The 25,844-nt window shown below is 63.7% G+C and carries 18 protein-coding genes and 2 tRNA genes; 7 read left to right on the plus strand and 13 right to left on the minus strand.

Annotated elements, in window-relative coordinates:
• Positions 1 to 67: 67 nt before the first annotated feature.
• Entirely contained in the window at positions 68 to 874 is an 807-nt protein-coding gene (locus ACFPN5_RS08465) for a lipid-binding SYLF domain-containing protein (RefSeq protein WP_379782088.1), read from the minus strand.
• 140 nt (positions 875 to 1,014) lie between these two features.
• Between ACFPN5_RS08465 and ACFPN5_RS08470 the strand changes: the two genes are divergently transcribed.
• On the plus strand, positions 1,015 to 1,476 hold the full coding sequence (locus ACFPN5_RS08470; protein WP_379782090.1) for a DUF2214 family protein: 462 nt from the start codon (positions 1,015 to 1,017) through the stop codon (positions 1,474 to 1,476).
• A 30-nt stretch (positions 1,477 to 1,506) separates the two neighbouring features.
• Here ACFPN5_RS08470 and ACFPN5_RS08475 read toward each other — a convergent pair whose 3' ends face one another.
• Positions 1,507 to 2,541 (minus strand): MerR family transcriptional regulator, encoded by a 1,035-nt coding sequence (locus ACFPN5_RS08475; RefSeq protein ID WP_379782092.1) that lies wholly within the window; start codon positions 2,539 to 2,541, stop codon positions 1,507 to 1,509.
• A gap of 200 nt (positions 2,542 to 2,741) precedes the next feature.
• Positions 2,742 to 4,607, minus strand: a complete 1,866-nt coding sequence (locus ACFPN5_RS08480) for a phosphoenolpyruvate carboxykinase (GTP) (RefSeq protein ID WP_379782095.1) — start codon at positions 4,605 to 4,607, stop codon at positions 2,742 to 2,744.
• Between the two features lie 328 nt (positions 4,608 to 4,935).
• On the opposite strand from ACFPN5_RS08480, the gene ACFPN5_RS08485 reads away from it, so the two are divergent.
• Positions 4,936 to 5,925 (plus strand): D-2-hydroxyacid dehydrogenase family protein, encoded by a 990-nt coding sequence (locus tag ACFPN5_RS08485; RefSeq protein ID WP_379782097.1) that lies wholly within the window; start codon positions 4,936 to 4,938, stop codon positions 5,923 to 5,925.
• 140 nt (positions 5,926 to 6,065) lie between these two features.
• Here the strand turns inward: ACFPN5_RS08485 and ACFPN5_RS08490 are convergent, their stop codons facing one another.
• Positions 6,066 to 6,821, minus strand: a complete 756-nt coding sequence (locus tag ACFPN5_RS08490; protein WP_379782099.1) for an L-asparaginase — start codon at positions 6,819 to 6,821, stop codon at positions 6,066 to 6,068.
• A 140-nt stretch (positions 6,822 to 6,961) separates the two neighbouring features.
• On the opposite strand from ACFPN5_RS08490, the gene ACFPN5_RS08495 reads away from it, so the two are divergent.
• Together ACFPN5_RS08495 and ACFPN5_RS08500 are read left to right on the plus strand one after the other, a co-directional pair.
• Positions 6,962 to 7,447 carry an asparaginase domain-containing protein gene (locus tag ACFPN5_RS08495; RefSeq protein WP_379782101.1) on the plus strand — a complete coding sequence of 162 codons (486 nt, stop codon included), beginning with the start codon at positions 6,962 to 6,964 and terminating at the stop codon, positions 7,445 to 7,447.
• A 122-nt stretch (positions 7,448 to 7,569) separates the two neighbouring features.
• Positions 7,570 to 9,171, plus strand: a complete 1,602-nt coding sequence (locus ACFPN5_RS08500) for a catalase (RefSeq protein ID WP_379782103.1) — start codon at positions 7,570 to 7,572, stop codon at positions 9,169 to 9,171.
• 57 nt (positions 9,172 to 9,228) lie between these two features.
• On the opposite strand, the gene ACFPN5_RS08505 is transcribed toward ACFPN5_RS08500, so the two are convergent.
• The 3 genes from ACFPN5_RS08505 to ACFPN5_RS08515 all read right to left on the minus strand — a co-directional run bounded on the left by ACFPN5_RS08505 (position 9,229) and on the right by ACFPN5_RS08515 (position 13,242).
• The gene (locus ACFPN5_RS08505; RefSeq protein ID WP_379782105.1) at positions 9,229 to 10,125 is read right to left on the minus strand and encodes a recombination-associated protein RdgC; all 897 of its coding nucleotides are present in this window, start codon (positions 10,123 to 10,125) and stop codon (positions 9,229 to 9,231) included.
• An 87-nt stretch (positions 10,126 to 10,212) separates the two neighbouring features.
• Positions 10,213 to 11,289, minus strand: a complete 1,077-nt coding sequence (dinB, locus tag ACFPN5_RS08510) for a DNA polymerase IV (RefSeq protein WP_379782108.1) — start codon at positions 11,287 to 11,289, stop codon at positions 10,213 to 10,215.
• Between the two features lie 138 nt (positions 11,290 to 11,427).
• Complete coding sequence (locus ACFPN5_RS08515; RefSeq protein WP_379782110.1) at positions 11,428 to 13,242, minus strand: S8 family peptidase; 1,815 nt, start codon at positions 13,240 to 13,242, stop codon at positions 11,428 to 11,430.
• A gap of 584 nt (positions 13,243 to 13,826) precedes the next feature.
• On the opposite strand from ACFPN5_RS08515, the gene ACFPN5_RS08520 reads away from it, so the two are divergent.
• The 3 genes from ACFPN5_RS08520 to ACFPN5_RS08530 all read left to right on the plus strand — a co-directional run bounded on the left by ACFPN5_RS08520 (position 13,827) and on the right by ACFPN5_RS08530 (position 16,940).
• Positions 13,827 to 13,902, plus strand: a tRNA-Val gene (locus tag ACFPN5_RS08520).
• A 35-nt stretch (positions 13,903 to 13,937) separates the two neighbouring features.
• Positions 13,938 to 14,014: transfer RNA gene (locus ACFPN5_RS08525), tRNA-Asp, on the plus strand.
• 199 nt (positions 14,015 to 14,213) lie between these two features.
• Positions 14,214 to 16,940: a PAS domain-containing hybrid sensor histidine kinase/response regulator gene (locus ACFPN5_RS08530; RefSeq protein ID WP_379782112.1), complete on the plus strand. Its 2,727-nt coding sequence runs from the start codon at positions 14,214 to 14,216 to the stop codon at positions 16,938 to 16,940.
• 16 nt (positions 16,941 to 16,956) lie between these two features.
• On the opposite strand, the gene ACFPN5_RS08535 is transcribed toward ACFPN5_RS08530, so the two are convergent.
• The 6 genes from ACFPN5_RS08535 to ACFPN5_RS08560 all read right to left on the minus strand — a co-directional run bounded on the left by ACFPN5_RS08535 (position 16,957) and on the right by ACFPN5_RS08560 (position 25,827).
• Positions 16,957 to 18,108, minus strand: a complete 1,152-nt coding sequence (locus ACFPN5_RS08535) for a GGDEF domain-containing protein (protein WP_379782114.1) — start codon at positions 18,106 to 18,108, stop codon at positions 16,957 to 16,959.
• A 336-nt stretch (positions 18,109 to 18,444) separates the two neighbouring features.
• Positions 18,445 to 20,661, minus strand: a complete 2,217-nt coding sequence (locus ACFPN5_RS08540) for a YgiQ family radical SAM protein (protein WP_379783099.1) — start codon at positions 20,659 to 20,661, stop codon at positions 18,445 to 18,447.
• Between the two features lie 164 nt (positions 20,662 to 20,825).
• Positions 20,826 to 21,110, minus strand: coding sequence for a DUF4404 family protein (locus ACFPN5_RS08545; protein WP_379782117.1), 285 nt, complete (start codon positions 21,108 to 21,110; stop codon positions 20,826 to 20,828).
• Positions 21,111 to 21,126: 16 nt separating this feature from the next.
• The gene (locus ACFPN5_RS08550) at positions 21,127 to 21,348 is read right to left on the minus strand and encodes a VF530 family protein (protein ID WP_379782119.1); all 222 of its coding nucleotides are present in this window, start codon (positions 21,346 to 21,348) and stop codon (positions 21,127 to 21,129) included.
• A 127-nt stretch (positions 21,349 to 21,475) separates the two neighbouring features.
• Positions 21,476 to 23,632: a M3 family metallopeptidase gene (locus ACFPN5_RS08555; protein WP_379782121.1), complete on the minus strand. Its 2,157-nt coding sequence runs from the start codon at positions 23,630 to 23,632 to the stop codon at positions 21,476 to 21,478.
• Between the two features lie 71 nt (positions 23,633 to 23,703).
• Entirely contained in the window at positions 23,704 to 25,827 is a 2,124-nt protein-coding gene (locus ACFPN5_RS08560) for a M3 family metallopeptidase (RefSeq protein WP_379782123.1), read from the minus strand.
• Between the last annotated feature and the right edge of the window lie 17 nt (positions 25,828 to 25,844).

Below are 25,844 nucleotides of genomic sequence, written 5' to 3' on the forward strand. Positions count from 1 at the left end.
TTCAACGTAAAAAAAGCAGAGCCGAGGCTCTGCTTTTTTTGTTCCGGGGTGACGCAGGCCGCAATGCTTAACGGCTACGCTCCGTCTCCGCATCCTTCCGTCTATCCCCGCTGCCCGAGGTCGTGCCGCGCGTGCCGCTGCTGCCCATGCTTGATGCCCCCTTGCCGGACGAGGCATCGGCCAGGGCCTGGCGCAAGCTGGCTGCCTGGGGATTGCTGATTTTTCCCGACAGGACATCGCGTGCGGCGACCTGGCGTCCGTAATAGGCCGAGGTTTCGTCTTCGTCGTAATCGACGTCGGCCACGCTCAGGGCCGCACCGCCGAACAGGCCCTCGGTGTCGGCCCAGGCGGTGATATTGCCCCAGCCGGCGGCGCCCGCCCCTTTCTTCGACCAGTCCACCAGCGTCAGGCCGGCGTCGGCGTTCAGGGAAAACTTGTTGTTTTGCGCGAAGCTGTTGAGCGCTTTCTGATCGTTGAGCACGAAGGCAATGGCCCCGGCTTCGGCGCCGACCTGCGGCCCGATGCTGACGCCGCCATAATTGTAGAAAGTCGGATGGCTCCAGGTATCGCCCTGGCGTACCAACAGCACGCCGGCGCCGCCGCGGGCGCCGATGCCGAGCGCGGCATTGCCGTAATCGGGCACCACGAACACGCCTTTCGAGCGCTGCAGCAAGGCGCGCATCTCGGGCGTCGCCTGCATCTGTTGCACGACCTGGACTGCCTTGTTGACGTGCGTGACCGCGTCTTTCATCTCTTCCTGATTGCGCGCGGTACCGGGTGTAGCGGCCTGTTTCGCCGAGCCGACCTGGGCCAGGGCCGCGCCGGCCGTTCCTGCCAACAGCGCGGCAAACGAAGTCGCAACGAGTTGTTTCATGGTCGCATTCATGACGCGTTCCTCCATCGAGTAATGGGCAAGGAAAAGCCTAATCCACGGGCCGACAGGGGGGCGCCAGTTTGACAGCGGGCAGCAGTGGCATGGTACATTCGTTCCACTCCATCGGGGAGCAGCCCAGCATGACCGACCTTGCGCTTGCCATCGTCCACCACCTGCTCGTCTTCGGCCTCGCCGCCGTACTGGCCGCCGAACTTGCGCTGATGCGTCCGGCCGCCATCTCGCCGCAGACGGTGCGCCTGCTCGGGCGTTTCGATGCCGCCTACGGCCTGCTGGCGCTGGCCATCCTGGCCGCCGGTTTCATCCGCGTCTGGTACGGCGCCAAGGGAGCGGATTTTTACCTGGCCAACCATGCGTTCTGGGCCAAGATCATCGCCTTCGGCATCGTCGGCCTGCTATCGATCGAGCCGACCCGGCGCATCGCCGCCTGGCAAAAAGGCACCAAGGCCGATGCCGCCTTCGTGCCGCCGCTGGCCGAAATCGGCAGGCTGCGCCGCCTGTTGCTGATCGAGATCCACGTCTTCGCGCTGATCCCGATCTTTGCGGCGGCCATGGCCCGCGGTGTCGGCCATACGGCGGGCTGAACGGTCAAATTGACGCCATGGGGAGGCGTGCTAAGCCGCCTGGCTCGCCTGCGACGTCTCCATCGCTGCCCGCATGAACGCGCGCATCGGCGCATCCACCCAGCCGGTGGCGGTCAGCGCCGGCTCGTTCTCGAGCGCCTGGCGAATCTTCAGTTGGGTCGCCGGGTTGTCGCCGGCATACGAGCGGAACAGGTCGAACCAGTGGCGCGCCAGCGCCTGCACTTCCGGCGAACCGGGTGCCTTCCCTTCGTCCATTGCGGTTCGCACCTGCGCGACCAGCGCGGGCCATTCGGCGCTGCGCTTGCCGATGTTCGCCCGCAGGAACGCATACTCGTCGTCATCGAGGTAGGCGCGGTAGATGGCGCACCGTGCCTCGTACGCGGCGGCGATCACGAAACCCATCATCGCGGGCGTGATGCCAGTCTCGTCCTGCACGGACGGCTCGCGTTCGTGCATCGCGTTCAACTTGTTGAACAGGACCGGATTGCCGGCGGTGTCGCGCACGACTTTCGTCATCCACTGCGTCGCCAGGGCCTGTGCGCGCTCGTCGAGCGGGCTGACGCCGGACGCCATCAGCGCGTCCACTTGCGCCACGAGACTCTTCCACTCCTGCGATCGTGCTGCGGAATCGGTGTACAGCGGTAATTGCTTCAGTTCGTCTTGCGTAAAATATTTGTCGTACATGCTCATGTGCTCCAGGGTAGTCAGCCAGTCGGCCAGATCCGGCTCCTGCCCTCCGGCCAGCTGCCCGTGCAGCCGGGACAGCCGGCCACGCAGGACGCTCGCCTGTTCGATCTGCTGGTTCAGCATTTCGATTTGCCGCGCAACAACCGCGGCGAGGGGAAGGTCGGGTCTGGTGAGATAGGCCCCGATGTCGGCCAGCGACAACCCGAAACGGCGCAGGGCGAGGATGCGGTGCAGCCTGGCGATGTCTGTCTGGTTGTAGAGCCGGTAGCCGGCATCGGAGCGCGCCGAAGGAGAAAGCAGCTCGAGCGCATCGTAGTGGTGCAGCGTGCGTACGGTGAGGCCGGTACGTTTCGCCAGTTCGCCAATTTTCAGCAGCATCGGACTTCCTTTTTTCTTCAACGTGATCACAGCCTGAAGGCTGACCTTGCGTGAGGGTCAAGCACATTTTTGCTGTTCAATCTTACAGCGGACCGGCCCACCCTACGAAAACCCCATCCAAAGAAAAAGGGCAAAGCCACACGGCTTCGCCCTTTTCATGGCACGGCGCCATCAAGCGCCGGCCCCTCCTCAGAAACGGATTAACCCAGCTGCTGCTCGAGCTTCTGCTTGGTCGCCACCAGCTCTTGCGGCAGGTGATAGGACAGCTTCTCGAACAGCTCGGTGTGCAGCTTGAGCTCTTCAACCCAGGCGTCCTTGTCGATCGAGGTGATCTGCTTGAATTGCTCTTCGGTGAAGTCGATGCCTTCCCAGTTCAGGTCGCTGTAGTTCGGCGAGGTGCCGAACAGGTGCTGGGTGCCGCCCTCGGCCTGGCCCTGCGAACGGTCCAGGATCCACTTCAGCACGCGCATGTTGTCGCCATAGCCCGGCCACACAAAGTTGCCGGACTCGTCCGTACGGAACCAGTTGACGCAGAAGATCTTTGGCAGCGCGGCCGGATTCTGCGCTTCGACTTTCTTGCCAAGATCCAGCCAGTGCTGGAAGTAGTCGCTCATGTTGTAGCCGATGAACGGCAGCATCGCGAACGGGTCGCGGCGCACGACGCCCATCTGGCCGGCGGCGGCGGCGGTCGTTTCCGAACCCATCGTCGCGGCCATGTACACGCCTTGCGTCCAGTCGGCCGCTTCGGTAACCAGCGGCACGGTGGTCGAGCGGCGGCCGCCGAAGATGAAGGCCGAGATCGGCACGCCGGCCGGGTCGTCCCAGGCCGGGTCGATCACCGGGTTCTGGGTGGCGGCGACGGTGAAGCGCGCGTTCGGGTGGGCGGCCTTGGTGCCCGAGGCCGGGGTCCAGTCTTTACCTTGCCAGTCGATCAGGTGTGCGGGCGCTTCTTTCGTCATGCCTTCCCACCAGACGTCGCCGTCGTCGGTCAGCGCGACGTTGGTGAAGATGACGTTTTCGCGCAGCGAGGACATGCAGTTCGAATTGGTCTTGTCGTTCGTGCCCGGGGCCACGCCGAAGTAGCCCGCTTCCGGGTTGATCGCGACCAGGCGGCCATCGGCGCCCGGCTTGATCCAGGCGATATCGTCGCCGATGGTAGTGACTTTCCAGCCGTTGAACGAGCCTGGCGGGATCAGCATGGCGAAGTTGGTCTTGCCGCAGGCCGACGGGAAGGCTGCCGCGACGTATTGCTTTTTGCCTTCAGGCGATTCGACGCCGAGGATCAGCATGTGTTCGGCCAGCCAGCCGGTGCCGCCCTGTTGCGCTTCCTGGTAGCCCATGTTCGAGGCGATGCGCAGTGCGAAGCATTTTTTACCCAGCAGTGCGTTGCCGCCGTAGCCCGAGCCAAAGGACCAGATTTCGCGGGTTTCCGGGTAGTGGACGATGTATTTGGTGTTGTTGCACGGCCAGGCGACATCCTTCTGTCCGTTGGTCAGCGGCATACCGACGCTGTGCACGCACGGCACGTACTCGCCGTCGGCGCCCAGCACGTCATAGACGGCCTTGCCCATGCGCGTCATGATGCGCATGTTGACGGCAACATACGGCGAATCGGACAGCTCGACGCCGATGTGGGCGATCGGCGAACCCAGCGGGCCCATCGAGAACGGCACCACGTACATCGTGCGGCCGGCCATGCAGCCGTCGAACAAGCCATTGAGCGTCGTACGCATCTCGGCCGGGTCCGTCCAGTTATTCGTCGGGCCGGCCTGCTCCTTCGTGGCCGAGCAAATATACGTACGGTCTTCGACACGGGCCACGTCCGACGGGTCGGACTGGGCCAGGTAGGAATTCGGGCGCTTTTCAGGGTTGAGGCGCTTCATCGTGCCCGCCTCGACCATCAGTGCGCACAGGCGGTCGTACTCTTCTTCCGAGCCGTCGCACCAGTAGATGGCGTCGGGCTTCGTCAGGGCGGCGATGTCCGCGACCCAATTGATGAGCTTCTGGTGCTTGATGTAAGCGGGAACGTTCAGTGCGGCGACGCCGCCCATCACGGGCTGATTCATGGTACCTCCAATGCCAATTAAGAATTCTGTCTTGTCCCGGCACGGCAGGATCGTCGCGGCTCCAGGCTGCATGGGGAGCGGCGTTACGGCGGTCGTGTCGACGGCCTCGCTGGCGAGGCGCCATGGAACGAAATGTAACGGGTCTGATATACACTTTGATGGTGTCAAACCCTTAATATTCGGGCGATTGTACACCTGCCAAACTCCGATACAAGCGCTTCAGGTCTAAAAATGTAGGAAATATAGTTGACTTTTGTAGTGGGCTACTCCGATCCTTGGGAAACCCGTTATTCTTTTACGTGCTCATCAATAACTTCGCTCAACTTCGATGAAAATAGCCATTCTCGACGATTACCAGAACGCCATACCGGCCCTCGACTGTTACAAAATATTGGACGGTCACGAGGTCAAAGTGTTCAACAATTTCGCGCGTGGACTTGGCCAGCTGGCAATCCGGCTGGCGCCCTACGATGCCCTGGTCCTGATCCGCGAGCGGACCAGCTTGCCGGCGGCCCTTTTAACGAAGCTGCCCAACCTGAAGCTGATCTCGCAGACCGGCAAGGTGAGCGGGCACATCGACGTGGCGGCGGCCACGGCGCGCGGCATCGCGATTGCCGAAGGAACGGGTTCGCCCGTGGCGCCCGCCGAGCTGGCCTGGGCGCTGATCATGGCGGCCAGCCGCAAGATCGTGCCCTATGCGAACAACCTGAAGGAGGGAGTGTGGCAGATGGCCTCGACCAACCCCCAGCTCAACGGCCTGGGGCGGTCCCTGCACGGGCGCACGCTGGCGCTCTGGAGTTACGGGAAAATCGGCAGGATCGTGGCCGGGTATGGCAAGGCCTTCGGGATGCGGGTGCTGGTCTGGGGCAGCGACGCCACGCGCCAAGCGGCCGTGGCCGACGGGTTCGAGGCGGCGCCGTCGCGCGAAGCGTTCTTTGCCGAAGCCGACGTGCTGAGCCTGCACCTGCGCCTGGCCGACGCCACGCGCGGCATCGTCACCGCTGAGGACCTGGCGCGCATGAAACCGGATGCCTTGTTTGTGAACACCAGCCGCGCGGAACTGGTGGCAGCCGGGGCACTGGAGGCGGCGCTGCGCGCCGGGCGGCCGGGGGCGGCGGCGCTGGACGTGTTCATGGACGAGCCGTTGCCGGCGGATGCGCCGCTGCTGCGCATCCCGACGGTGCTGGCAACCCCGCACCTGGGGTATGTCGAGCAGGACAGCTACGAGATGTATTTCCGGGCGGCGTTCGAGAACGTGGCGAATTTCGCGGCGGGGACGCCGACGAATATTCTCAATCCTGAAGCGTTAGGGACGTAGGGGACGGGTCTCCCGTCCACGCGTTCAACGCACATTCGATCGGCCCGGTCATATGTCGCGACCTCTCGTACGATGGTTGAACGCGTGGACGGCGGAGCCGTCCACCCTACGGTATAGGGTTTTGCAGGCCGAAGCACGAATCAACGCAACTCCGGCTCACCCGTCAGATTGATCCTCCGCGCCGGCATCACGTGCGACCGCGTCCACAATCCCGCCCAGCCCGGCGGCCAGCCGATCGCCGGCCCGGCATACGCGGGCAAGCCGGCGCGCACAGGGACCACGGGCACCGGTGGCGCCTCGATCAGTCCGCCGCCGGCAGGCCGCTCGGTATTCAGGCTGTACATGTAGCCCGGCAGCAGGGCATCACAGACGTCGGCGAACCAGATGGTGTGGTCTTCGTCGCGGCCGAGCGCCTGGGCCAGCCCTTGCGGATCGAACTTCGCCAGTGCGTGGATCAGCTCTTCGGTGGTGGCGCCGGGCAAGTCACCCCAGCCCATCACCGGATTGTTGTTGTACTCGGCGCCCGAACCGTACCAGCCCTCGCGCCACGAACGCTGCATCCAGTTGCGCTGCCCGGTGAACAGGTGCCAGCGCCAGTGCAGCCCGGACGGCTTCGGCCACGAATACAGATACAGCTTCTGGTAGCCCGCCTTGTGCAGCTCGCGCACCGCGGCCATCAGGCGCGCGTGCGGCATGCGGTCCGGCGGGGCGCGCCGAAAAAGGATCGGTTCGCCATCGGCGTGCTGGACTTCGTCGGTCGAGAGGTTGAGGTCGAGCGTGCGCGCTTCGTTGCCGAAGCGGGCGGAGATCCAGCCGGTCAGCAGGTTGACGTGGGTGATCACGCCATACCCGCGATGACGGTGGAAAATAACGGTTCCTGGAGCTACGGCTTTCATGGGAATTCGATGGGGCAATGCCCTGAGAAAAGATCAGTCTACTCATCCGATCCGGATGATTCTAGCGCAGTCACATATGGATACACTACCGAATGCGGCTATCATTACCCACCTTTTTTTAACTGCGTGTATAAACCGACATGACTCTGCGACTCATCGCCACCGGCGGCACCTTCGACAAACACTATAACGAGCTGACAGGCGTGCTTGGCTTTGCCGAAAGCCATTTGCCGGCAGTGATTGGCCGCGCCCGCATGACCATTCCGGTCGAGCTTCAGCTGCTGCCCCTGCTCGACTCGCTCGACATGCAGGACGCCGACCGCCAGCGCATACTGGAAGCCTGCCAGGCGGCGACCGAGACCGCGATCGTCATCGTCCACGGCACCGACACCATGCCCGACACCGCCGCCGTCCTCGGCGCGGCCGCGCTCGGCAAAACGATCGTGCTCACCGGCGCCATGATCCCCTACGAGATCGCCAATTCGGACGCCCTCTTCAACCTCGGCTTTGCCTGCGGCGTGGCGCAGACCCTCCCCCCCGGCGTGTACGTGGGCATGAATGGTCAGGTCTTTGCGTGGGACAACGTGACGAAGAACCGCGCCGCCGGCGTGTTCCAACCGCTGTAAAAGGCGCTGTGAGCAAATAAGCTCAAAAGAATCAAATAAAAATTCCACAGGGCAGCAGAGCGCTGCCCTGGCGCTAAACTTTCTATACTTTTCTCTCCCGTGAACAGAGAGGAGAGTCCCCCATGTCCGACCGTCCCATCCTGACTACACGCCAGGGCCATCCTGTGCGCGACAACCAGTCGCTGCGTTCCGTCGGCGAGCGTGGTCCGGCCACGCTGGAAAACTACCAGTTCATCGAAAAGATCACCCATTTCGACCGCGAGCGCATTCCCGAGCGCGTCGTCCACGCACGCGGCACCGGCGCCCACGGCTATTTCGAAGCCTACGGCAAGATCGGCGACGAACCAGCATCCAAATACACGCGCGCAAAAGTACTCACCGAAGTGGGGGTGCAAACACCCACCTTCGTGCGTTTTTCGACCGTCATCGGCGGCAAGGAGTCGCCGGAAACGGCGCGCGACCCGCGCGGCTTTGCCGTCAAGCTGAAAACCGTCGAGGGCAACTGGGACCTGGTCGGCAACAACCTGAAAGTGTTTTTCATTCGGGACGCCATTAAATTCCCGGACATGATCCATGCCTTCAAACCCGACCCGGTGACGAACCAGCAGGAGCCGTGGCGTTTCTACGATTTCGTCGCGAATTCCCCGGAAGCGCTGCACATGGTGACCTGGGTGAAGAGCCCATGGGGCATCCCGGCCAACTACCGCGAGATGGAAGGCTCGGGCGTCAACACCTACAAGCTCATCAATGACGAAGGCGTGGCCCACCTGGTGCGCTTCCACTGGCAGCCGCGCCAGGGCGTGCGCAACCTCACCGCCGCGCAGGCCGCTGAAATCCAGGCGCACGATACCAGCCACGCCACGCGCGACCTGTACCAGGCGATCGAACGGGGCGACTATCCGGAGTGGGAATTTTGCATCCAGATCATGGCCGACGGCGAACATCCCGAGCTCGACTTCGACCCGCTGGACGACACCAAGCGCTGGCCGGAAGACCAGTTCCCGCTGCTGCCGGCGGGGCGCATGGTATTGGATAAAAACCCGGACAACGTGTTCGCGGAAACCGAGCAGTCGGCCTTCGGTACCGGCGTGCTGGTCGACGGCATCGATTTTTCTGACGACAAGATGCTGCAGGGCCGCACGCTGTCCTACTCCGACACCCAGCGCTATCGCGTCGGGCCGAACTACCTGCAGTTGCCGATCAATGCGCCGCAGGAAAAGGCACGCCCGCGCACCAACCAGCGCGACGGCCAGATGACTTATTACGTGGACGACAGCGGCGAGAACAAGCACATCAACTACGAGCCGAGCCTGATGGGGGGCACGCAGGAAGCACCGCAACCCCGGCGCGACTACCACCAGCATGTGGAAGGCCACCTTGGCCGATACCAGACGACCAACACGCGCAGCGACTACAAGCAGGCAGGCGACCGCTACCGCACCTTCGAGGATTGGGAGCGCGACGAGCTGGTCAACAACGTCGGCGGCGATTTGAAGGGATGCCCGGAACCGATCCAGTTGCGCATGGTATGGCACCTGTGGCATTGCGACGAGGACTACGGCCGCCGCGTGGCCGAGATTGCCGGCATCGACCTCGAGCGTGCAAAGGCCTTGCCGCCGATGCAGGGCAAGCCGGCGCCGCACCAGAACCGCCAGGGCGCGACGTATACGGATGGGAAGAGCGAGGAGCCGGCAACCAGCGATGAGGTGGCGGGGGCGAAGTGACGTAGAAACGAAAACGGGTCCCGTTTGGGACCCGTTTCGTGTGAGCGTGAAGGCTTGTTACGCCTTCGCTTCCCCACCCAGCGAATCCACCACGTCGGCCAGCATCTTCGACAGCTCGCCCGTCATCAACATCATGTCGTTATCAAAACGCTCGTCGTCGCTGTTGGTAACGGCGCCGCCTTCGTTGATGACGTCCAGCGGCTTGACGCCCTTGATCGCCAGCGATTCGGTCAGCACAAAACTCACGCGGCTGTTCCAGGTCATGGCCAGGCGCGTGCACTGCTTGCCGGCGGCGATATGGCGGCGGATATCTTCCGGGTCGAGCGAATGCTTCACGTAACGCACGGCGGCGCGGCTTTCGCCGGTGGCGCGCAGTTCGGTGTCCTGGTCGATCGTGAAGTTGTACGGCGCCTCATCCGATTCCAGCCAGCCGGTCATCACGGCCACCGGGGAGCGCTGCACGCGCAGCGATTCGAGCGGCATGCGGTCGACGGCTTTGAGCAGCAGTTTCACCACGTCATCGGCCTTGGCCGGGCTGGCGGCATCGACCACCAGCCAGCCGTTGACCGGGTCGATCCAGGTCCAGGTGTTGCTGCGGATCGTGAATGCGCGCGGCAGCAGTTCGTCGGCCACGCGCTCCTTCAGTTCTTTCATCGCCTTTTTGCCTGGCGGGAAGCCCTGCTGCTCTTCCATCTCGGCAGCACGCGCCTTGGCTACCTGGGTGATCACCGAGCCCGGCAGCAGCTTCTTTTCCGTGCCCAGCATGAGCAGCATCTGCTTGTTCACGACGTGGACCAGGCCGCCATTCGGACGCGGCGTATCCCAGCCCTGGCGCAGCAGTTCGTTGCTGTTGGCCGGCGTGAAGGCCAGGGGCGCGAGCGCCTCTTCCATCTGTTCAGGGGTAAAGGCCCATGGCGCGGGCAGGCGGTAAATCTGAAGATTCTTGAACCACATAGTTGCTTTCTGTTGTCTCAGTATTTCAGGGGAACGACATTCTACACGCTGATGTCGCAGTATTTTCGCGTGGCAACGGACAACAATTTAATGTGTTGTCCGTTCGTCAAACAGGCTGAGCTGCTCGACATGTTCGGTGTCGCCCAGGCGCACCCCGACGCCAAGCAGGCGTACCGGGCGGCTGGCGCGTTGCCAGCCGGTTTCCATCAGCCGGGCAAAGGTCGGCAGGTGTGGCGAAAAGCCCACGCACTCGACCGTGGTCTGCTGGAAGTCGGAAAACTTGATCTTCACGAACAGCTTGTTGATGAATTTTTCGGCAGCGTTGCGCTTGATGCGCCCGAGCAGGTGTTCATATAAGTCGGGCAGCAGCGCCAGGCAGGCGGCCAGGTCCGGCACGTCCGGGGTATAGGTTTCCTCGGTGCTGATCGACTTGCGCTCGCGTTCGGGACTGACCTCACGGTTGTCGATGCCCCGGCACAAGTCGTGCAGGCGCGCACCAAAACTGCCGAAGTGGTGCTGCAGCTCCTGCATCGTCCAGCCGCGCAGGTCGAGGCAGGTCTGGGCGCCCAGCTTGTTCAGCTTGGCCGCCGTGACCTTGCCGACGCCGTGCAGTTTTTTCACCGGCAGCGCCGACACGAAGGCGTCGACTTCTTCCGGCCGCACGAGAAACAGCCCGTCGGGCTTGTTCCAGTCGCTGGCGATTTTAGCGACGAACTTGTTCGGCGCCACGCCGGCCGAAGCCGTGATGCCGACGGTCTCGAAGATGCGGCGCCGGATTTCCTGGGCGATCAGGGTCGCGCTGCCCTTGCAGTGCGGCGAATTCGACACGTCGAGGTAGGCTTCGTCCAGCGACAGCGGCTCGACCAGGTCCGTGTAGTCGCTGTAGATCTCCATGATCTGGCGCGAGGCGATCCGGTATTTTTCCATCGCTGGCGGGATCACCAGCAGCCCCGGGCACAGCTTCATGGCCTGGGCGGTGGCCATCGCCGAGTGGATGCCGAAGACCCGCGCCTCGTAATTGCAGGTGGCCACCACGCCGCGCTGGTCGGGGCGGCCGCCGACCGCGAGCGGACGCCCGCGCAGGGACGGATCGTCGCGCATCTCGACCGACGCATAGAAGCAGTCGCAATCGCAATGGATGATTTTACGTGCGGGGACGTTCACTCGGGCGGCGGCCGGGGCCGACTACTGTAATTCCGTACAGTATCTCGTCAATTGAAGTTTGGTGCAAGGGTTCGGCCTCGACAAAAAAAGACGCGCGGCAAGCCGCGCGTCCGTTTTACTTCACTGCCGCAGCAGCAATTACCAGCTCAGTTTCAGGCTGTACTTGCCGCTGGTGGCACCCGTGCCGCCGCTGTAGTAGCGCACGCGCACGTAGCGGGCCGAAGTAGCGGTGGTCGTGTTCGACACCGAAGCGGTGTCGGTCGCGCCGGCGCCGTTCTGGCTGGTGGCCAACTGCGTGCCTGCACTGTTGTAGATGTACAGGTCGTAGTCGTTGGTGGTCGAACCCTGGGTCAGCGTCGCAGTCAGGGTTTTGCCGGCCGGCAGCTGGACCACGAAGTAGTCGGTGTCGGTGGTGGTGCCGAGGTTGCCGTTGACGACCGTACCGGTGGTGCTGACGGCGTTCGCGGTCGAGATCGTGTTGTTCGACTCGACCTCGTTGGCGGTCGGCGCGGTCGGCGTGCTCGTGGTCGCGGAGGCCGCGGCAGCCGTCGCGTCGACGATACCGGTACCGCAGCTCGTGCAGGTGCCCGGGAACGGACGTGCCGTGCTCTTGAGCTTCGATTCGATCTCGTCCGGTGTCAGCGCCGCGTTACGGGCCAGCATCAGGGCAGCGACGCCGGCAACGTGCGGGGTCGCCATCGAGGTGCCCTGGTAACCGGCGTAGTTGTCCGCGGCCGGCGTGCTGGTGCCGGCGTTGAGCGTCGAGATGATGTAGCCGTTGGCGTCGCCGCCAGGTGCGGCGACGTCGACCACGGTGCCGTAGTTCGAGTACGGAGCGCGGGCGCCGTTGCGGTTGGTCGCCGCCACGGTCACGACGCCGGCGCAGTTGGCCGGGTTCGAGTTGCTGGCGTTCATGTTCTCGTTACCCGCTGCGACGATGACGACGGTGCCGCGCGAACGGGCGCTGTTGATCGCGTTCTGGGTGGTGGTGCCGCAGGCCCCGCCGCCGCCGAGCGACATGTTGATTACTTGCGCACGGGCTGCGATGTTCGGCACGCCGGTGACCGCGCCACCCGAGGACCAGATGATCGAGTCGGCGATGTCGGAGGTGTAGCCGCCGCACTTGCCGAGCACGCGCACCGGCACGATCTTGGCGCCGTAGGCAACGCCGGCCACGCCGGTGCCGTTGTTGGTCGCGGCGGCAATGGTGCCGGCCACGTGGGTGCCGTGCCAGCTCGAGCCCGATGCCGGCTCGCCGGCGGCGCACTCGCCCGCGGCGGTCCAGTCGCCCGGGTCGGAGGCATCGCTGTCGCGCCCGCCCCCGTCATTGGCGATGGTGGTGTCCGAGATGAAGTCGTAGCCGGCCAGGATCTGGCCGGAAAGGTCGGCGTGCGGACGGATACCGGTATCGATGACGGCAACGCGCACGCCCGTGCCGGTCGTCGTGTCCCAGGCTGCCGGCAGGCGCAGGCCGCCGGTCGCTTCGAAGTAGTGCCACTGCTGCGTGTACATCGGATCGGTCGGGGTGGCCATCTTGCGCAGGATGCGGTCAGGCTCGGCATATTCGACGGAAGCGTCGCGTGCCATCAGTTCCTTCGCCAGCGCTTCGGCTTCCTTGACGGATACCTTGCGGCTGATCTTCAACACGTGCGCGCCGGTGGCGGTCGTGCGCAGCGCCTTGAGCGTCATGCCGAATTCCTGGCCGGCGCGGTCGGCGACCGACTGGCGCGCGGCGGTCATGGCTGGCGTGCCCTGGCCCTTGAAGACGGCCGAGCCCGAATCCTTGTACTTCACGATCAGGCGGTCGGTGCTGAGGATGTATTGCGAGGTGCCCGCTGCCTGGACTTCGGGAGCGATGCCGGCGGCCTGTGCGAAACCCAGGGTGCCGGTGGCAATGGAGACTGCGACTGCGACTTTCAACAAACTCGGGTGAATCGAATCCATCGACTTCATGTTATGCCCTTCGTTGTGTAGTTTTCCGTCAAGGCGGTATGCCTTGTTTTATGGTCACCGGTTTTTTGATCCAGTGTGCCCTCGACAGGCGGCTCAGAAAATGTACTGCGGAAAAAAAATGCACGCTGGGAATTTCTAATCGAGTGAGGCAATTTAGCAACGTTTTATACGGCCGAATTAACAAAAACATCGTTTGTTTGAAAACTATGTATTGACGCCAAATATCCTGCGGCTGCCTTTCATTATCATCGTCACAACAATGCTTACTTTGTGTATAAGGCAGGACATTGCGACGCCGTGCAGGCGTAAAAAAGGCCGCTTCAATGCGCGGCCTAAGGATTGCTTAAGTTTGGTCAGCATCCGTCATCAGGAAGTCATTTCAGAATTGTATGCGGTGCCGACGCAGCCTGTTGTTGAGACCGGTCAAGCGTTTGATGTACGTCAATGGGTCGCGGGCCAGCGCTCTCAACCTGTTTCGCATATTTTTTCGGAAAAACCCTTGCACATTCGCGGAGCCATACGCTATGATTCGGGCCTCTTCAGACGCACTGACAAGCGTCGGATGAAACTGAATACAGTGAGCGGGGCGCTTAGCTCAGTTGGTAGAGCGGATCCCTTACAAGGATTAGGTCGGGAGTTCGAGCCTCTCAGCGCCCACCAGATTCAGTTTTATCGAAGAACCGATCAGTAAAAACGGAGCGGTAGTTCAGTTGGTTAGAATACCGGCCTGTCACGCCGGGGGTCGCGGGTTCGAGCCCCGTCCGCTCCGCCAGCATCAAAGAAAAAGGGTCCGATTCGTCGGGCCCTTTTTCTTTTCTCAATTCAAGTTCCTTCCGCTAGCTCCGCCCCCTCGCTACTGCACAGACGTGTGCCGGAGCACCCTATCCGGAAATCGCGTAAGCTCGCAGGCCGCTCATCCATCTTGTTTGCCACCTGGCCTTTTCGCAGGCGCAACCTGAAAAACGTGTCCCATGCAGCAAAACCGCACTCCCCCTCCTGTCATCGACACCAACGCCCTCGGCCTGCAACTCTTCGAGAGCAGCCCCGACTGCGTAAAATTGCTCAGCAATGAGGGCGCCGTCCTGGCAATGAACAGGAACGGCATGTGCGCCATGGAGATCGACGACTTCAGGCCCTTTTCCGGCGCCGTGTGGCGCTCGTTCTGGCCGCAGGAAAGCCAGGCCGGGATCGACGCGGCGGTCGCGCTCGCGCAGGCGGGCGGCACCGGGCAGGTAAAAGCCTTCTGCCCGACCGCCAAGGGTTCGCCGCGCTGGTGGGAAGTCGTGGTCACCGCGGTGCATGGCGACGACGGCGAGGTCCACAACCTGCTGGCCGTCTCGCGCGACGTGACGGTGGCGCACGAGGCCGAGATGCAGCGCGAACGCCTGCTCAAGGAGCTGCAGGTCGCCAACGCGCGCATGGCCGACATCTTCCGCCAAGCGCCCGCCTTCATGTGCGTGCTCGATGGGCCGGATCATGTCTTCGAGCTGATCAACGAGCGTTACCTGCAACTGGTCGGTAACCGCGACCTGGTCGGCCAGGCCGTGCGCGATGCGCTGCCGGAAGTCGAGGGCCAGGGTTTCATCGAGCTGCTCGACGAGGTCTACCGGACCGGCGAGCCGTTCACCGGCACCGACATGCCCATCATGCTGCAGCGCCATCCCGGTGCGCCGCTGGAAGAACGCTTCATCGAGCTGGTGTTCACCGCCCTGCGCGATGCGGACGGCACGATTACCGGCCTGCTCGTCCATGGCGTCGACCAGACCGACCGCAAGCGGGCCGAGCTCAAGCTCTTCGAGAGCCGGGAACGCTTTGCCAAGATCGTCGGCCAGGCCGCCACCGGCGTAGTCGAGATGGATCCGCAGGGCCGCATCACCCTCGTCAACCAGAAGTATTGCGACATGCTCGGCTACACCGAAGCCGAGCTGACCGGCAAGACCGTGGCCGAGGTGACCGCCTCCGAAGAGCTGGCGGCGAGCGTCGACGCGGTGGCTGGCCTGATCCGGGGCGGGCCGGGCTTCGTCATCGACAAGCATTACCGCCACAAGGACGGGCGCTCGATCCCGGCCACGTCCAGCGTCAACGCCCTGCGCGGCCCCGCCGGCGAGTACCAGGGCCTGGTGGCGATCGTGCTCGACACCTCGGAAAGCCGGCAGGCCGCCGAAAAGCTGCGCACCAGCGAGGAACGCTACCGCACCCTGTTCGAGTCGATGGACCAGGGCTTCGCCATCCTCGAAATGATCTTCGACGACGACAACCGGGCGCTCGACTACCGCTTCCTCGAAATGAACGCCATGTTCGAGCGCCACACGGGCCTGGTGGACGCGAACGGCAAGACGGCGCGCGAAGTGGCCCCAACCCTGGACCGCTTCTGGTTTGACACCTATGGCCAGGTGGCCCTGAGCGGCAAAGCGGTGCGCTTCGAGAGCGAAGCCGCGGCAATCGGGCGCTGGTTCGACGTCTACGCCACGCCCATCGGGGAGCCCGGCAGCCACAAGGTGGCGCTGCTGTTCACCGATATCACGGGACGCAGGCGCTCAGAGGAGCAGCTGCGCCGGCTGGCGGCGGACCTGTCGGAGGCGGACCGCCGCAAGACCGAGTTCCTGGCCACGCTGGCGCACGAACTGCGCAACCCACTGGCGCCGATCCGCAGCGGGCTCGGCGTGATGCGCCTGACCGGCCACAACGCGGCCACCGTGTCGCGGGTCCGGGAAATGATGGAGCGCCAGGTCGGCCATATGGTGCGCCTGATCGACGATCTGCTCGACATTGCCCGCATCAGCGGCGGCAAGCTCGAACTCAAGCGCGAACGGGCCGACCTCAAGGCGCTGCTCGCTAGCGCGGTGGAAACCAGCCTGCCGCTGGTCGAAGCCGGCCAGCACCGCCTGGAGATCGATGTGCCGGACAGCCCCTTGATGGTCGACGCCGACGTCACCCGTATCGCCCAGGTCGTGGCCAACCTGCTGAACAATGCAGCCAAGTACACCCCAAGCGGCGGCCGGATCGCCCTGGCGCTGCGCCAGGACGGCGCCAGCGCCGTCATCACGGTGTCGGACACCGGGGTCGGCATCCCGGCGGACTCCCTGACCAGCATTTTCGATATGTTCAAGCAGGTCGAGCGCCATATGGAACGGGCGCAGGGTGGCCTCGGTATCGGGCTGTCGCTGGTGCGCCGCCTGGTCGAAATGCACGGCGGCGCGGTCACGGCGGCGAGTGCCGGCGCGGGCCGCGGCAGCACCTTCGAGGTCAGGCTGCCGCTGGCCAGCAGGGAGCTGGAGGGCCCTGGGGCCGGCAAGCCGGATGGCGGCGCGGTGCCGGCCCAGCCAGGGGGCGTGCGCGTGCTGGTGGTGGACGACAACGTGGACGCGGCCCTGACCCTGTCGATGATCCTCGAGGTCAGCGGCCACACGACGCAGGTCGCCCACGACGGCATTGCCGCACTGGCGGCGGCCAAAGCATTCCTGCCCCAGGTCGCCTTCCTCGATATCGGCATGCCGGGCCTGAACGGCTATGAAACCGCCAGCGCTCTGCGCCGGACACCGGGACTGGAAGGCATGCTGCTGGTGGCCCTGACCGGATGGGGAACCGAAAGCGACCGTCTGCGCTCGAGCGAAGCGGGCTTCGACCACCACCTCACCAAACCGGCCCCGTTGCAGGCCGTGCAGGAGCTGATTGCGAGCCTGGTCCCTGCCGGATAGTAATTTTGGGAGCGCCTCAGGCGTGGCGGCGCAGCCCGATATCGGCCTCCACCCGGTTACGTCCCGCATGCTTGGCCTGGTACAGCGCATGATCGGCGCGCGCCAGTGCCGATGGCAGGTCTTCCTCCGGGTCGATCACGACCAGGCCGATGCTGACCGTCATCGTGTAGTGGTTGCCGCAGGTGAGCACGCAGGTTTTCATCACCTCCTGGCGCAGGCGCTCGGCCGCCCCGTGCGCGCCGGCCAGGCCGGTATCGGGCAGCACCAGCGCGAATTCCTCGCCGCCCAGGCGCCCCAGGATGTCGTATTCGCGCAGGGTGGCGCAGCAGGCGGTGGAAAACTTCAGCAATGCCTCGTCGCCAGTCGCGTGGCCGAAGCGGTCGTTGATCTGCTTGAAATGGTCGATATCGAGCATCAGCAGCGCGATCGGCTGGCCCTGGCGCTGCGCCAGCATGCGCGCCGCATCGGCGCGCGCGAAGAAGGCGCGGCGGTTCAGCAATCCCGTCAGGTCGTCGGTGGTGGCCAGGCGTTCCATGCGCGCGTCGTCGCGCTCCTTGCTCATCAACAGGAAACCGAAACCGTTGACGATCAGGAGCATGTAGCCGGCAACATAAGCCAGCACCTGCAGCCAGGGCGCCGGCGCGGCGTCAAGCATCGCAATCACCCCCCATAGCGCCAGCGCGCCGCCGAAAACGGCATCGTTGGCACCAATCAGGCGTTGCAGCGAGGTCGCTTCCGGCAGCCGCGGGTGCAGCAGCACGGCGCCCACCAACAGGGAACCGACACCCATGACGGTCGACACCACGGCCATCAGCTGGGGCTGGCCGAAGCCGGCCGTCGGCGCCGCGCAGGCCAGCAGCAAGGCCAGGCTGGAGACCGGGAGAAGATGGCGGCGCAGTTGCGGGTAGCCGAAAAAGCTGGCGTAGGCCGCCACCTCGAGCGTGAGGCCGGCAGTCCAGCCGGCCGACTCGATCACGGCCAGGACCGTCATGCCGGTGTCCGGGCGCGCGTAGGCCAGCAACTGGGTGGCGCCAAAGGCCAGGCGCGCCCACATCCAGGTGCGCAGTCCCGGCGTCGGCGTGGTGCTGCCCATGTAGGCGGCCATCAGCAGGGCAAACGACAGGTTGCCGATGCCGACCGCCAGCATGTAAGTGTGAAGTTCAATCACTGCGTGTTCCTCGTGGGCGGGCGGCCGTAATAAGCTGCGCGCGGACCTCATGATGATCGACAGCTCGTCGATAAATACTGCGTAAAATACAATAAATATTTCTTTAAAGAACTTATATTACACGCTTTGGTCCAGCCAGACTGCGAGATTGTTCGTTTTAGTACTGACTCTCGGTATCGAATACAACTGCGGCTTGCTTTGCAGGCAATGTTGCGTCGTCCATGCGCAACAACTAGCAAACGGAACAGGAAAGAGGCAAAAAAAAAGCCGGGCCATGCATGCATGGCCCGGCTTTTTCTTGTTTACCAGCTAACGGCCCGATGGCCGCCACGACAGTTACTTGCGCGGCGCCTTCGGCTTGGTCTTGATGGTCGCCAGGATCGATGGCCGCGCGCGCTCGGGTGCCGCGACCGCGCCCCGCCCGCCCGCTGCTGCCGGGCGTTCCGGCTTGCGCTTCGCATTCGCCGCGATCTGGTGCGGCTGGGGCGCCGGCAGGCCGCCCGGGCGCTTGCCCGGTGCACTGCGCGCCCCGGTCTCGCGAGGGCCCGCTTCCTGGGCCGTGCCCTCGGACGGATGCCAGGCCGGCACCAGGTGGCGCTCGCCGTTGCCGATCAGGTCGCCCCGGCCCATTTTGACCAGGGTCTCGCGCAGGATCGGCCAGTTCTCCGGATGGTGGTAACGCAGGAAGGCTTTATGGGCCTTGCGCATCTTGCCGCTGCGCGCCGTTTCCACGACTTCCGAGTCTTCCGTGACTTTCTTCAACGGGTTCTTGCGCGTGTGGTACATGGTCGTCGCCATCGCCATCGGCGTCGGCGTGAAGGTCTGCACCTGGTCCAGCTTGAAGTTGTTCTTCTTCAGCCACAGCGCCAGGTTCAGCATGTCCTCGTCGGTCGAGCCCGGGTGGGCGGCAATGAAATACGGGATCAGGTACTGCTTCTTGCCGGCCTCGATCGAATATTTGTCGAACAGGCGCTTGAACTCGTCGTAAGCGCCGATGCCCGGCTTCATCATCTTCGAGAGCGTGCCCTGCTCGGTGTGCTCCGGCGCGATCTTCAGCAGGCCGCCCACGTGGTGGGTCACCAGTTCCTTCACGTACTCGGGCGAACGCACGGCCAGGTCGTAGCGCAGGCCCGAGCCAATCAGGATTTTTTTAATGCCGGGAATCGCGCGTGCCTTGCGGTACAACTGGATCAGCTTGCTGTGGTCGGTGCCGAGGTTGCTGCAAATGGTCGGGTACACGCAGGACAGGCGGCGGCACGATTCCTCGATGCTCTTCTCTTTGCAGGCGAGGCGGTACATGTTCGCGGTTGGGCCACCGAGGTCGGTAATGGTGCCGGAAAAATTCTTCGTCGTGTCGCGGATCAGCTCGATCTCGCGCAGGATCGACGGCTCCGAGCGGCTCTGGATGATGCGCCCTTCGTGCTCGGTGATCGAGCAGAAGGTGCAGCCGCCGAAGCAGCCGCGCATGATATTCACCGAATAGCGGATCATTTCCCAGGCCGGGATGTGGGCCTTGCCATAACTCGGGTGCGGATTGCGCGCATACGGCAGGTCATACACGTTGTCCATCTCGTCCATGGCGAGCGGCAGCGGCGGCGCGTTCAGCCACACGTCGCGGTCGCCGTGCGACTGCACCAGTGCGCGCGCATTGCCGGGATTGGACTCGAGGTGGAACACGCGCGAGGCGTGCGCATACATCACCGGGTCTTCGCTGACGGTTTCGAAACTCGGCAGGCGCACCACGGTTTTCATCGCCTTTTCGCGGGCGGCGGCTTGCCGCTCTTCGCGCGTCATGATGAATACGGGTTTGGTCGCCGGTTCCGGTGCGGCATTGTCCAGCGCGCAGGCGGTCGGGTCTTCCAGCGCCATCGCATATGGGTTCGGCTGCTTGTCGATGCGGCCCGGCACGTCCACGCGCGTGGAATTGTGTTCAGACCATTCAGCGTCCGGCAGCCAGCCCGGCTGCACCAGGAAGGCGGTGCCGCGGATGTCGCGGATGTCGCGGATCGATTCGCCAGCGGCGATACGGCGCGTCACGTCGACCAGCGCGCGTTCGGCGTTACCGAAGATCAGCAGGTCGGCCTTCGATTCGAACAGCACCGAACGGCGCACCTTGTCGGACCAGTAATCGTAGTGGGCGATGCGGCGCAGCGACGCTTCAATGGAACCGATCACGACCGGCACGCCCGGATAGGCTTCGCGCACGCGCTGGGCGTAGACGGTCACCGCACGGTCCGGCCGCTTGTTCGGCTCGGCGTTCGGCGTATAGGCATCGTCGGAACGGATTTTACGGTCGGCCGTGTAGCGATTGACCATCGAGTCCATGTTGCCGGCGGTGATGCCCCAGTACAAGTTCGGCTTGCCGAGCGCGCGGAACGGCTCGGCCGAATGCCAGTCAGGCTGGCTGATGATGCCCACCCGATACCCCTGGGCCTCCAGCAGGCGCCCGACCAGCGCCATGCCGAAGCTCGGATGGTCGATGTAGGCGTCGCCCGTCACGAGGATGACGTCGCACGAGTCCCAGCCCAGCGCATCCATTTCGGCACGGGTCATCGGGAGGAAGGGCGCGGCAGGTGCGCGGCTGGAGCGTTTTGGAACGCTCGCGAAGAGATTGGCTGGGGTCATTGGCCGATATTCTACCGGAAATCGGTATTGACCGCTGCTCCCCGCCTGAAAAATTGCTTACATTTCAATGACTTGTGGATGAGCTGCCATGCTTAGATGCCCATGCTCGCGAGGATGTTGCCTAGCTGGCGCAAAGCGGCCGACACGTTCGGGTGACGCGAATCGAAACGGGCGCTCAGTTCCTGGGTACGCGAGGCAAGGCCATAGGTGTTGGCATCGAGGTCGGCCTCCGCACGGCGATCTAGCACGTGCTTGATGTCGCCGTCGAGCTGGCGCAGCAGCATCTGCAGTTCCTCGTCGACCTCCTCCGTTTCGGCCAGGCTGCGGTGCAGGGTCTTGAGGTGCGCCTTCAGATTCGAATCGTTCTCGTTCAGCATGTCGTCTCTCACTTAATTAATCGCTCTGGTTCGTGAAGCGGGTGTCGAGGTACAGCTTCTCGACCTGCTCGCGCGCCCACGGGGTGCGGCGCAAAAACTTCAGGCTCGACTTGATGCTCGGGTCTTTCTGGAAACAATTAATGTCGATCCGCCGGCCGAGTCCTTCCCAGCCGTAGTGCTCGACGAGGCGGGTTAACAGGGATTCTAAAGTAATACCTTCGAGGGATTGAGCACTCATCGCTTGGTTTTGTTTTGGAGTTGGATCAGGTGCAGTTTATACACTGGATCGTGGGGTGTGCGTGGACACGGAAAACCGCGTGGGCTCAAGAGCCCACGCGGTACAGCACCTGTTCATTCGCGAAAAATTACTGCCCCGTCAACCCACGACGCTCCAGCAGCGGCTGCACCTGCGCATTGCGCCCGCTGAAATTGCGGTACATCTGCATCGCATCGAGCGTGCCGCCGCGCGAGAGCAGGGTCTTGCGGAAGTGGTCGCCGTTCTTGCGGGTCAGGCCGCCGTTTTCCTTGAACCAGTTGACAGTGTCGGCATCCAGTTTTTCGGCCCACAGGTAGCCGTAGTAACCGGCCGAGTAGCCGCCCGAGAACGTGTGCGAGAAATACGTCGTGCGGTAGCGCGGCGGCACCAGCGCCAGATCCACGCCCGCCTTTTTCAGCGCATCAGCCTCGAAGGCCAGCACGTCGGTCGGGATCTGGTTCGGGGACAACTGGTGCCATGCCTGGTCCAGCAGCGAGGCCGCCAGGTACTCGGTGGTGCGGAAACCTTCGTTGAACTGTTGCGAAGCCTGCACCTTGTCGAGCAATTCCTTCGGCATCGGGGCGCCGGTCTGGTAATGCTTCGCATAATTGGCCAGCACCTCCGGCCAGGTCATCCACATCTCGTTGACCTGCGACGGGAACTCGACGTAGTCGCGCGGTACGCGCGACAAGCGCGGGTATTTCACCTCCGAGAACATGCTATGCAGCGCGTGGCCGAACTCGTGGAAGGTGGTGCGCACTTCGTCGTAGGTCAGCAGGGTGGGCTCGCCAGCAGCTGGCTTGGGCACATTCAGGTTGTTCGCGATGACCGGCTTCGTGCCCATCAGCTTGCTCTGCGGGACCCAGGCATTGGCCCAGGCGCCGCCGCGCTTGTTCGAGCGCGCATACGGGTCGAAGGTGAAGATCGCCAGCTGCTTGCCGTCGGCCTCGAACACGTCGAACACGCGCACGTCTTCGTTGTAAGTAGGTAAGTCCTTCCGTTCCTTGAAGGTGATGCCGAATTCCTTGGTGGCGGCGAAGAAAACGCCGTCCACCAGCACGCGGTTCAGCTCGAAGTAAGGACGCAGTTGCGCGCCGTCGAAGGCGTAGCGCTGGGCGCGCACCTTGTCGCTGTAGAAGGCCCAGTCGTGGGCGGCGGCCTGGAAGCCGCCCTTCTCGGCATCGATCGCTTTCTGGATCTCGGCTGCTTCGCGTCGGGCGTTGTTCACGGCCGGCTTGGCGAATTCGGCCAACAGGCTGTTGACGGCGCCGGTGGTCTTTGCGGTCTGTTCTTCCAGGTTGTAGGCGGCGTAGTTCGGATAACCCAGCAGCACGGCGCGCTCGGCGCGCAGTCTGGCGATCTGCAGCACTTCATCGCGGTTGTCGAATTCGCCGCCGCGCGATCCGCGCGCCATCGAGGCCGCCAGCAGCTTTTCGCGGGTGGCACGGTTGGTCAGTACCGACAGGCCAGCCTGCTGGGTGGTGTTCACAACCGGGATCACGAATTTGCCGTCCAGGCCGCGCTTCTTTGCTTCTGCGGCGGCGGCATCGATCTGTTTTTCCGACATGCCGGCCAGCTCAAGCCGGGTGTCCACGACCAGCGCCGACGCGTTCGATTCCTTCAGCACGTTCTGCGCGAACTGCGTTTGCAGCGCGGCCAGCCGGCTGTTGTAGGCCTTCAGCTTTTCCTTGTCGGCGTTCGACAGCTTGGCGCCGGCGCGCACGAAGTCGGTGTGGTAGCGCTCGATCAGGTATTTTGATTCGGCGTCGAGTTTCAGCTTGTCGCGCTTGTCGTACAGCGCCTTGATGCGCGCGTACAGTTTCGGGTTCAGGCGGATCGCATCGTTGTGGGCGGCCTGCTTCGGCGCCAGGTCCTTGGCGAGGGCCTGCAGGGTGTCGTTGGTGTACGAACCCTGCAGGGTGCCGAAGACGGCGCCCACGCGGTTGAGCATCTGGCCCGAACGCTCCATGGCGACGATGGTGTTTTCAAAGGTGGGCGCCGCCTTGTTGTTCGCGATCGCTTCGATCTCCGCAGCCTCCTGGCGCATGCCTTCCATGAACGCCGGCGCGAAGTGTTCATTCTTGACCTTGTCGAAGGCCGGGTAGTTGAACGGCAGCGTGCTCTGTTTGGCGAACGGGTTCGACGCGTCGAACGGCGTGGCCGGCTGGGACTGCGTGGCTGGGGCGGCAGGCGCGGCGGTCTGGGCAGAGGCCAGGCTGGCGACGGCCAGGCTGACAGCGGCCAGCAGGATGTGAGAACGGTTCATGATGTCTCTTTAGTGTGTATGCAAGTAAAAACGCGGACCTGGTGTTCCAGGCCCGCGCATTAAAACGTCAATCAGTTAGCGGTCAGGCCGCGGCGTTCCAGCAGCGGCTCGATCACCGGATCGCGGCCGCGGAACGAGCGGTACATCTCGGTCGCGTCCATGGTGCCGCCTTTCGACAGCACCATCTTGCGGAAGCGGTCGCCGGCCTTGCGGTTCAGGCCACCGTTTTCCTTGAACCACTCGCCGGCGTCGGCGTCGAGGCGCTCGGCCCACAGGTAGCTGTAGTAGCCGGCCGAGTAACCGCCCGAGAACGCGTGCGAGAAGTAGGTCGAGCTGTAGCGCGGCGGCACCGGGCCGACGTTCAGGCCGGCATCTTTTAAGGCCTGCGCTTCGAAGGCTTTCACGTCGGTTGGAATCGCCTTCGAGCCGAGCTGGTGCCACTTCTGGTCGAGGGCGGCAGCGGCCAGGTATTCGGTCGTGCGGTAGCCTTCGTTGAAGCGCTGCGAGGCGCGCAGCTTGTCCAGCAGTTCCTTCGGCATCGGCGCGCCGGTCTGGTAGTGGCGGGCGTAGTTGGCCAGCACTTCAGGCCAGGCCATCCACATCTCGTACACCTGCGACGGCAGTTCCACGTAGTCGCGCGGCACGCTGGTACCCGAGAAGCGCGGGTATTTCACGTCCGAGAACCAGCCGTGGGTGGCGTGGCCGAATTCGTGGAAGGTGGTGCGCACTTCGTCCCAGGTCAGCAGGGTCGGCTCGCCCGCGGCCGGCTTGGCCAGGTTCAGGTTGTTGGTGATGACCGGCTTGTGGCCCAGCAGTTTGCTCTGGCTGACCAGGGCCCCCATCCAGGCGCCGCCGCGCTTGTTCGGGCGGGCGTACGGGTCGAAAGTGAAGATGGCCAGGTGCTTGCCGTCCGCTTCGAACACGTCGAAGACGCGCACGTCCGGGTCGTACACCGGCAGGTCCTTGCGCTCCTTGAAGGTGATGCCCCACAGCTCCTTGGCGGCGAAGAAGGTGCCGTTCAGGACGTTGTTGAGTTCAAAGTAAGGTTTCAACTGGTTGGCGTCGAACGAATACTTGGCGGCGCGCACCTTGTCGCTGTAGTAGTTCCAGTCCTGGGCGGCGACCTTGAAGCCACCTTTTTCGGCATCGATCACGGCCTGGATCTCGGCCGCTTCCTTGTTCACGTTGCGCACGGCCGGCACGGTCAGGTCGGACAGGAGCTTGTTGACGGCTTGCGTGTTCTTTGCGGTCTGGTCTTCCAGCGAGTAGGCGGCGTGGCTTTCGTAGCCCAGCAGCTCGGCGCGCTCGGCGCGCAGCTTCGCCAGCTTCAGCACGGTGTCGCGGTTGTCGAACTCGCCGCCGCGCGAACCGCGGATCATCGAGATGTTCAGCAGCTTTTCGCGGGTGGCGCGGTTGGACAGCACCGACAATGGCGCCTGCTGGGTGGTGTTCACGACCGGGATCACGAACTTGCCTTCCAGGCCGCGCTTCTTCGCTTCGACGGCAGCCGCTTCGATCGCTTTTTCCGGCAGGCCGGCCAGCTCGGCGCGGGTGTCGACGACGAAGGCCGACGCGTTGACTTCTTTCAGCACGTTCTGGCTGAACGCGGTCTGCAGGGTAGCGAGCTGGGTGTTATAGGCCCTCAGCTTTTCCTTGTCGGCGGCGGACAGCTTGGCGCCGGCGCGCACGAAGTCCTTGTTGTAGCGCTCGATCAGGAATGTCGATTCGGCGTCCAGGTTCAGCTTGTTGCGCTTGTCGTACAGGGCCTTGATGCGCGCGTACAGTTTCGGGTTCAGGCGGATCGCGTCGTTGTGCGCAGCCAGCTTCGGCGACAGTTCCTTGTCCAGGGCCTGCAGGGTGTCGTTGGTGTAGGAACCGATCAGGGTACCGAACACGGCCTGCACGCGGTTGAGCAGCTGGCCCGAACGCTCCATCGCAACGATCGTGTTTTCAAACGTCGGCGCGGCCTTGTTGTTGGCGATCGCCTCGACTTCGGCGGCTTCCTGGCGCATGCCTTCGGCGAACGCCGGCGCGAAGTGTTCGTTCTTGATCTTGTCGAAGGCCGGGTAGCCGTATTGCAGGGTGCTTGGCTTGGCGAACGGGTTCGACGCTTCGAGGAGCGACGCCGGTTGGGCGTAGGCCAGGTTGGCGACGGCGACACTGGCTGCGATCAGCAGCATTTGAGGACGATTCATGGAGTCTCTATCGATGT

This window comes from Massilia niabensis (assembly GCF_042655085.1).
GTDB lineage: Bacteria > Pseudomonadota > Gammaproteobacteria > Burkholderiales > Burkholderiaceae_D > Telluria > Telluria niabensis.

What these genes read in the sequence shown, in the direction of transcription:
- ACFPN5_RS08530 (WP_379782112.1), top strand. Translation starts at nt 14,214, where the DNA reads ATGCAGCAAAACCGCACTCCCCCTCCTGTCATCGACACCAACGCCCTC.
- ACFPN5_RS08490 (WP_379782099.1), bottom strand. Translation starts at nt 6,821, where the DNA reads ATGAAAGCCGTAGCTCCAGGAACCGTTATTTTCCACCGTCATCGCGGG.
- ACFPN5_RS08470 (WP_379782090.1), top strand. Translation starts at nt 1,015, where the DNA reads ATGACCGACCTTGCGCTTGCCATCGTCCACCACCTGCTCGTCTTCGGC.
- ACFPN5_RS08540 (WP_379783099.1), bottom strand. Translation starts at nt 20,661, where the DNA reads ATGACCCGTGCCGAAATGGATGCGCTGGGCTGGGACTCGTGCGACGTC.
- ACFPN5_RS08480 (WP_379782095.1), bottom strand. Translation starts at nt 4,607, where the DNA reads ATGAATCAGCCCGTGATGGGCGGCGTCGCCGCACTGAACGTTCCCGCT.
- ACFPN5_RS08475 (WP_379782092.1), bottom strand. Translation starts at nt 2,541, where the DNA reads ATGCTGCTGAAAATTGGCGAACTGGCGAAACGTACCGGCCTCACCGTA.
- ACFPN5_RS08500 (WP_379782103.1), top strand. Translation starts at nt 7,570, where the DNA reads ATGTCCGACCGTCCCATCCTGACTACACGCCAGGGCCATCCTGTGCGC.
- ACFPN5_RS08495 (WP_379782101.1), top strand. Translation starts at nt 6,962, where the DNA reads ATGACTCTGCGACTCATCGCCACCGGCGGCACCTTCGACAAACACTAT.
- ACFPN5_RS08560 (WP_379782123.1), bottom strand. Translation starts at nt 25,827, where the DNA reads ATGAATCGTCCTCAAATGCTGCTGATCGCAGCCAGTGTCGCCGTCGCC.
- ACFPN5_RS08465 (WP_379782088.1), bottom strand. Translation starts at nt 874, where the DNA reads ATGAAACAACTCGTTGCGACTTCGTTTGCCGCGCTGTTGGCAGGAACG.
- ACFPN5_RS08555 (WP_379782121.1), bottom strand. Translation starts at nt 23,632, where the DNA reads ATGAACCGTTCTCACATCCTGCTGGCCGCTGTCAGCCTGGCCGTCGCC.
- ACFPN5_RS08485 (WP_379782097.1), top strand. Translation starts at nt 4,936, where the DNA reads ATGAAAATAGCCATTCTCGACGATTACCAGAACGCCATACCGGCCCTC.
- ACFPN5_RS08545 (WP_379782117.1), bottom strand. Translation starts at nt 21,110, where the DNA reads ATGCTGAACGAGAACGATTCGAATCTGAAGGCGCACCTCAAGACCCTG.
- ACFPN5_RS08515 (WP_379782110.1), bottom strand. Translation starts at nt 13,242, where the DNA reads ATGAAGTCGATGGATTCGATTCACCCGAGTTTGTTGAAAGTCGCAGTC.
- ACFPN5_RS08505 (WP_379782105.1), bottom strand. Translation starts at nt 10,125, where the DNA reads ATGTGGTTCAAGAATCTTCAGATTTACCGCCTGCCCGCGCCATGGGCC.
- ACFPN5_RS08550 (WP_379782119.1), bottom strand. Translation starts at nt 21,348, where the DNA reads ATGAGTGCTCAATCCCTCGAAGGTATTACTTTAGAATCCCTGTTAACC.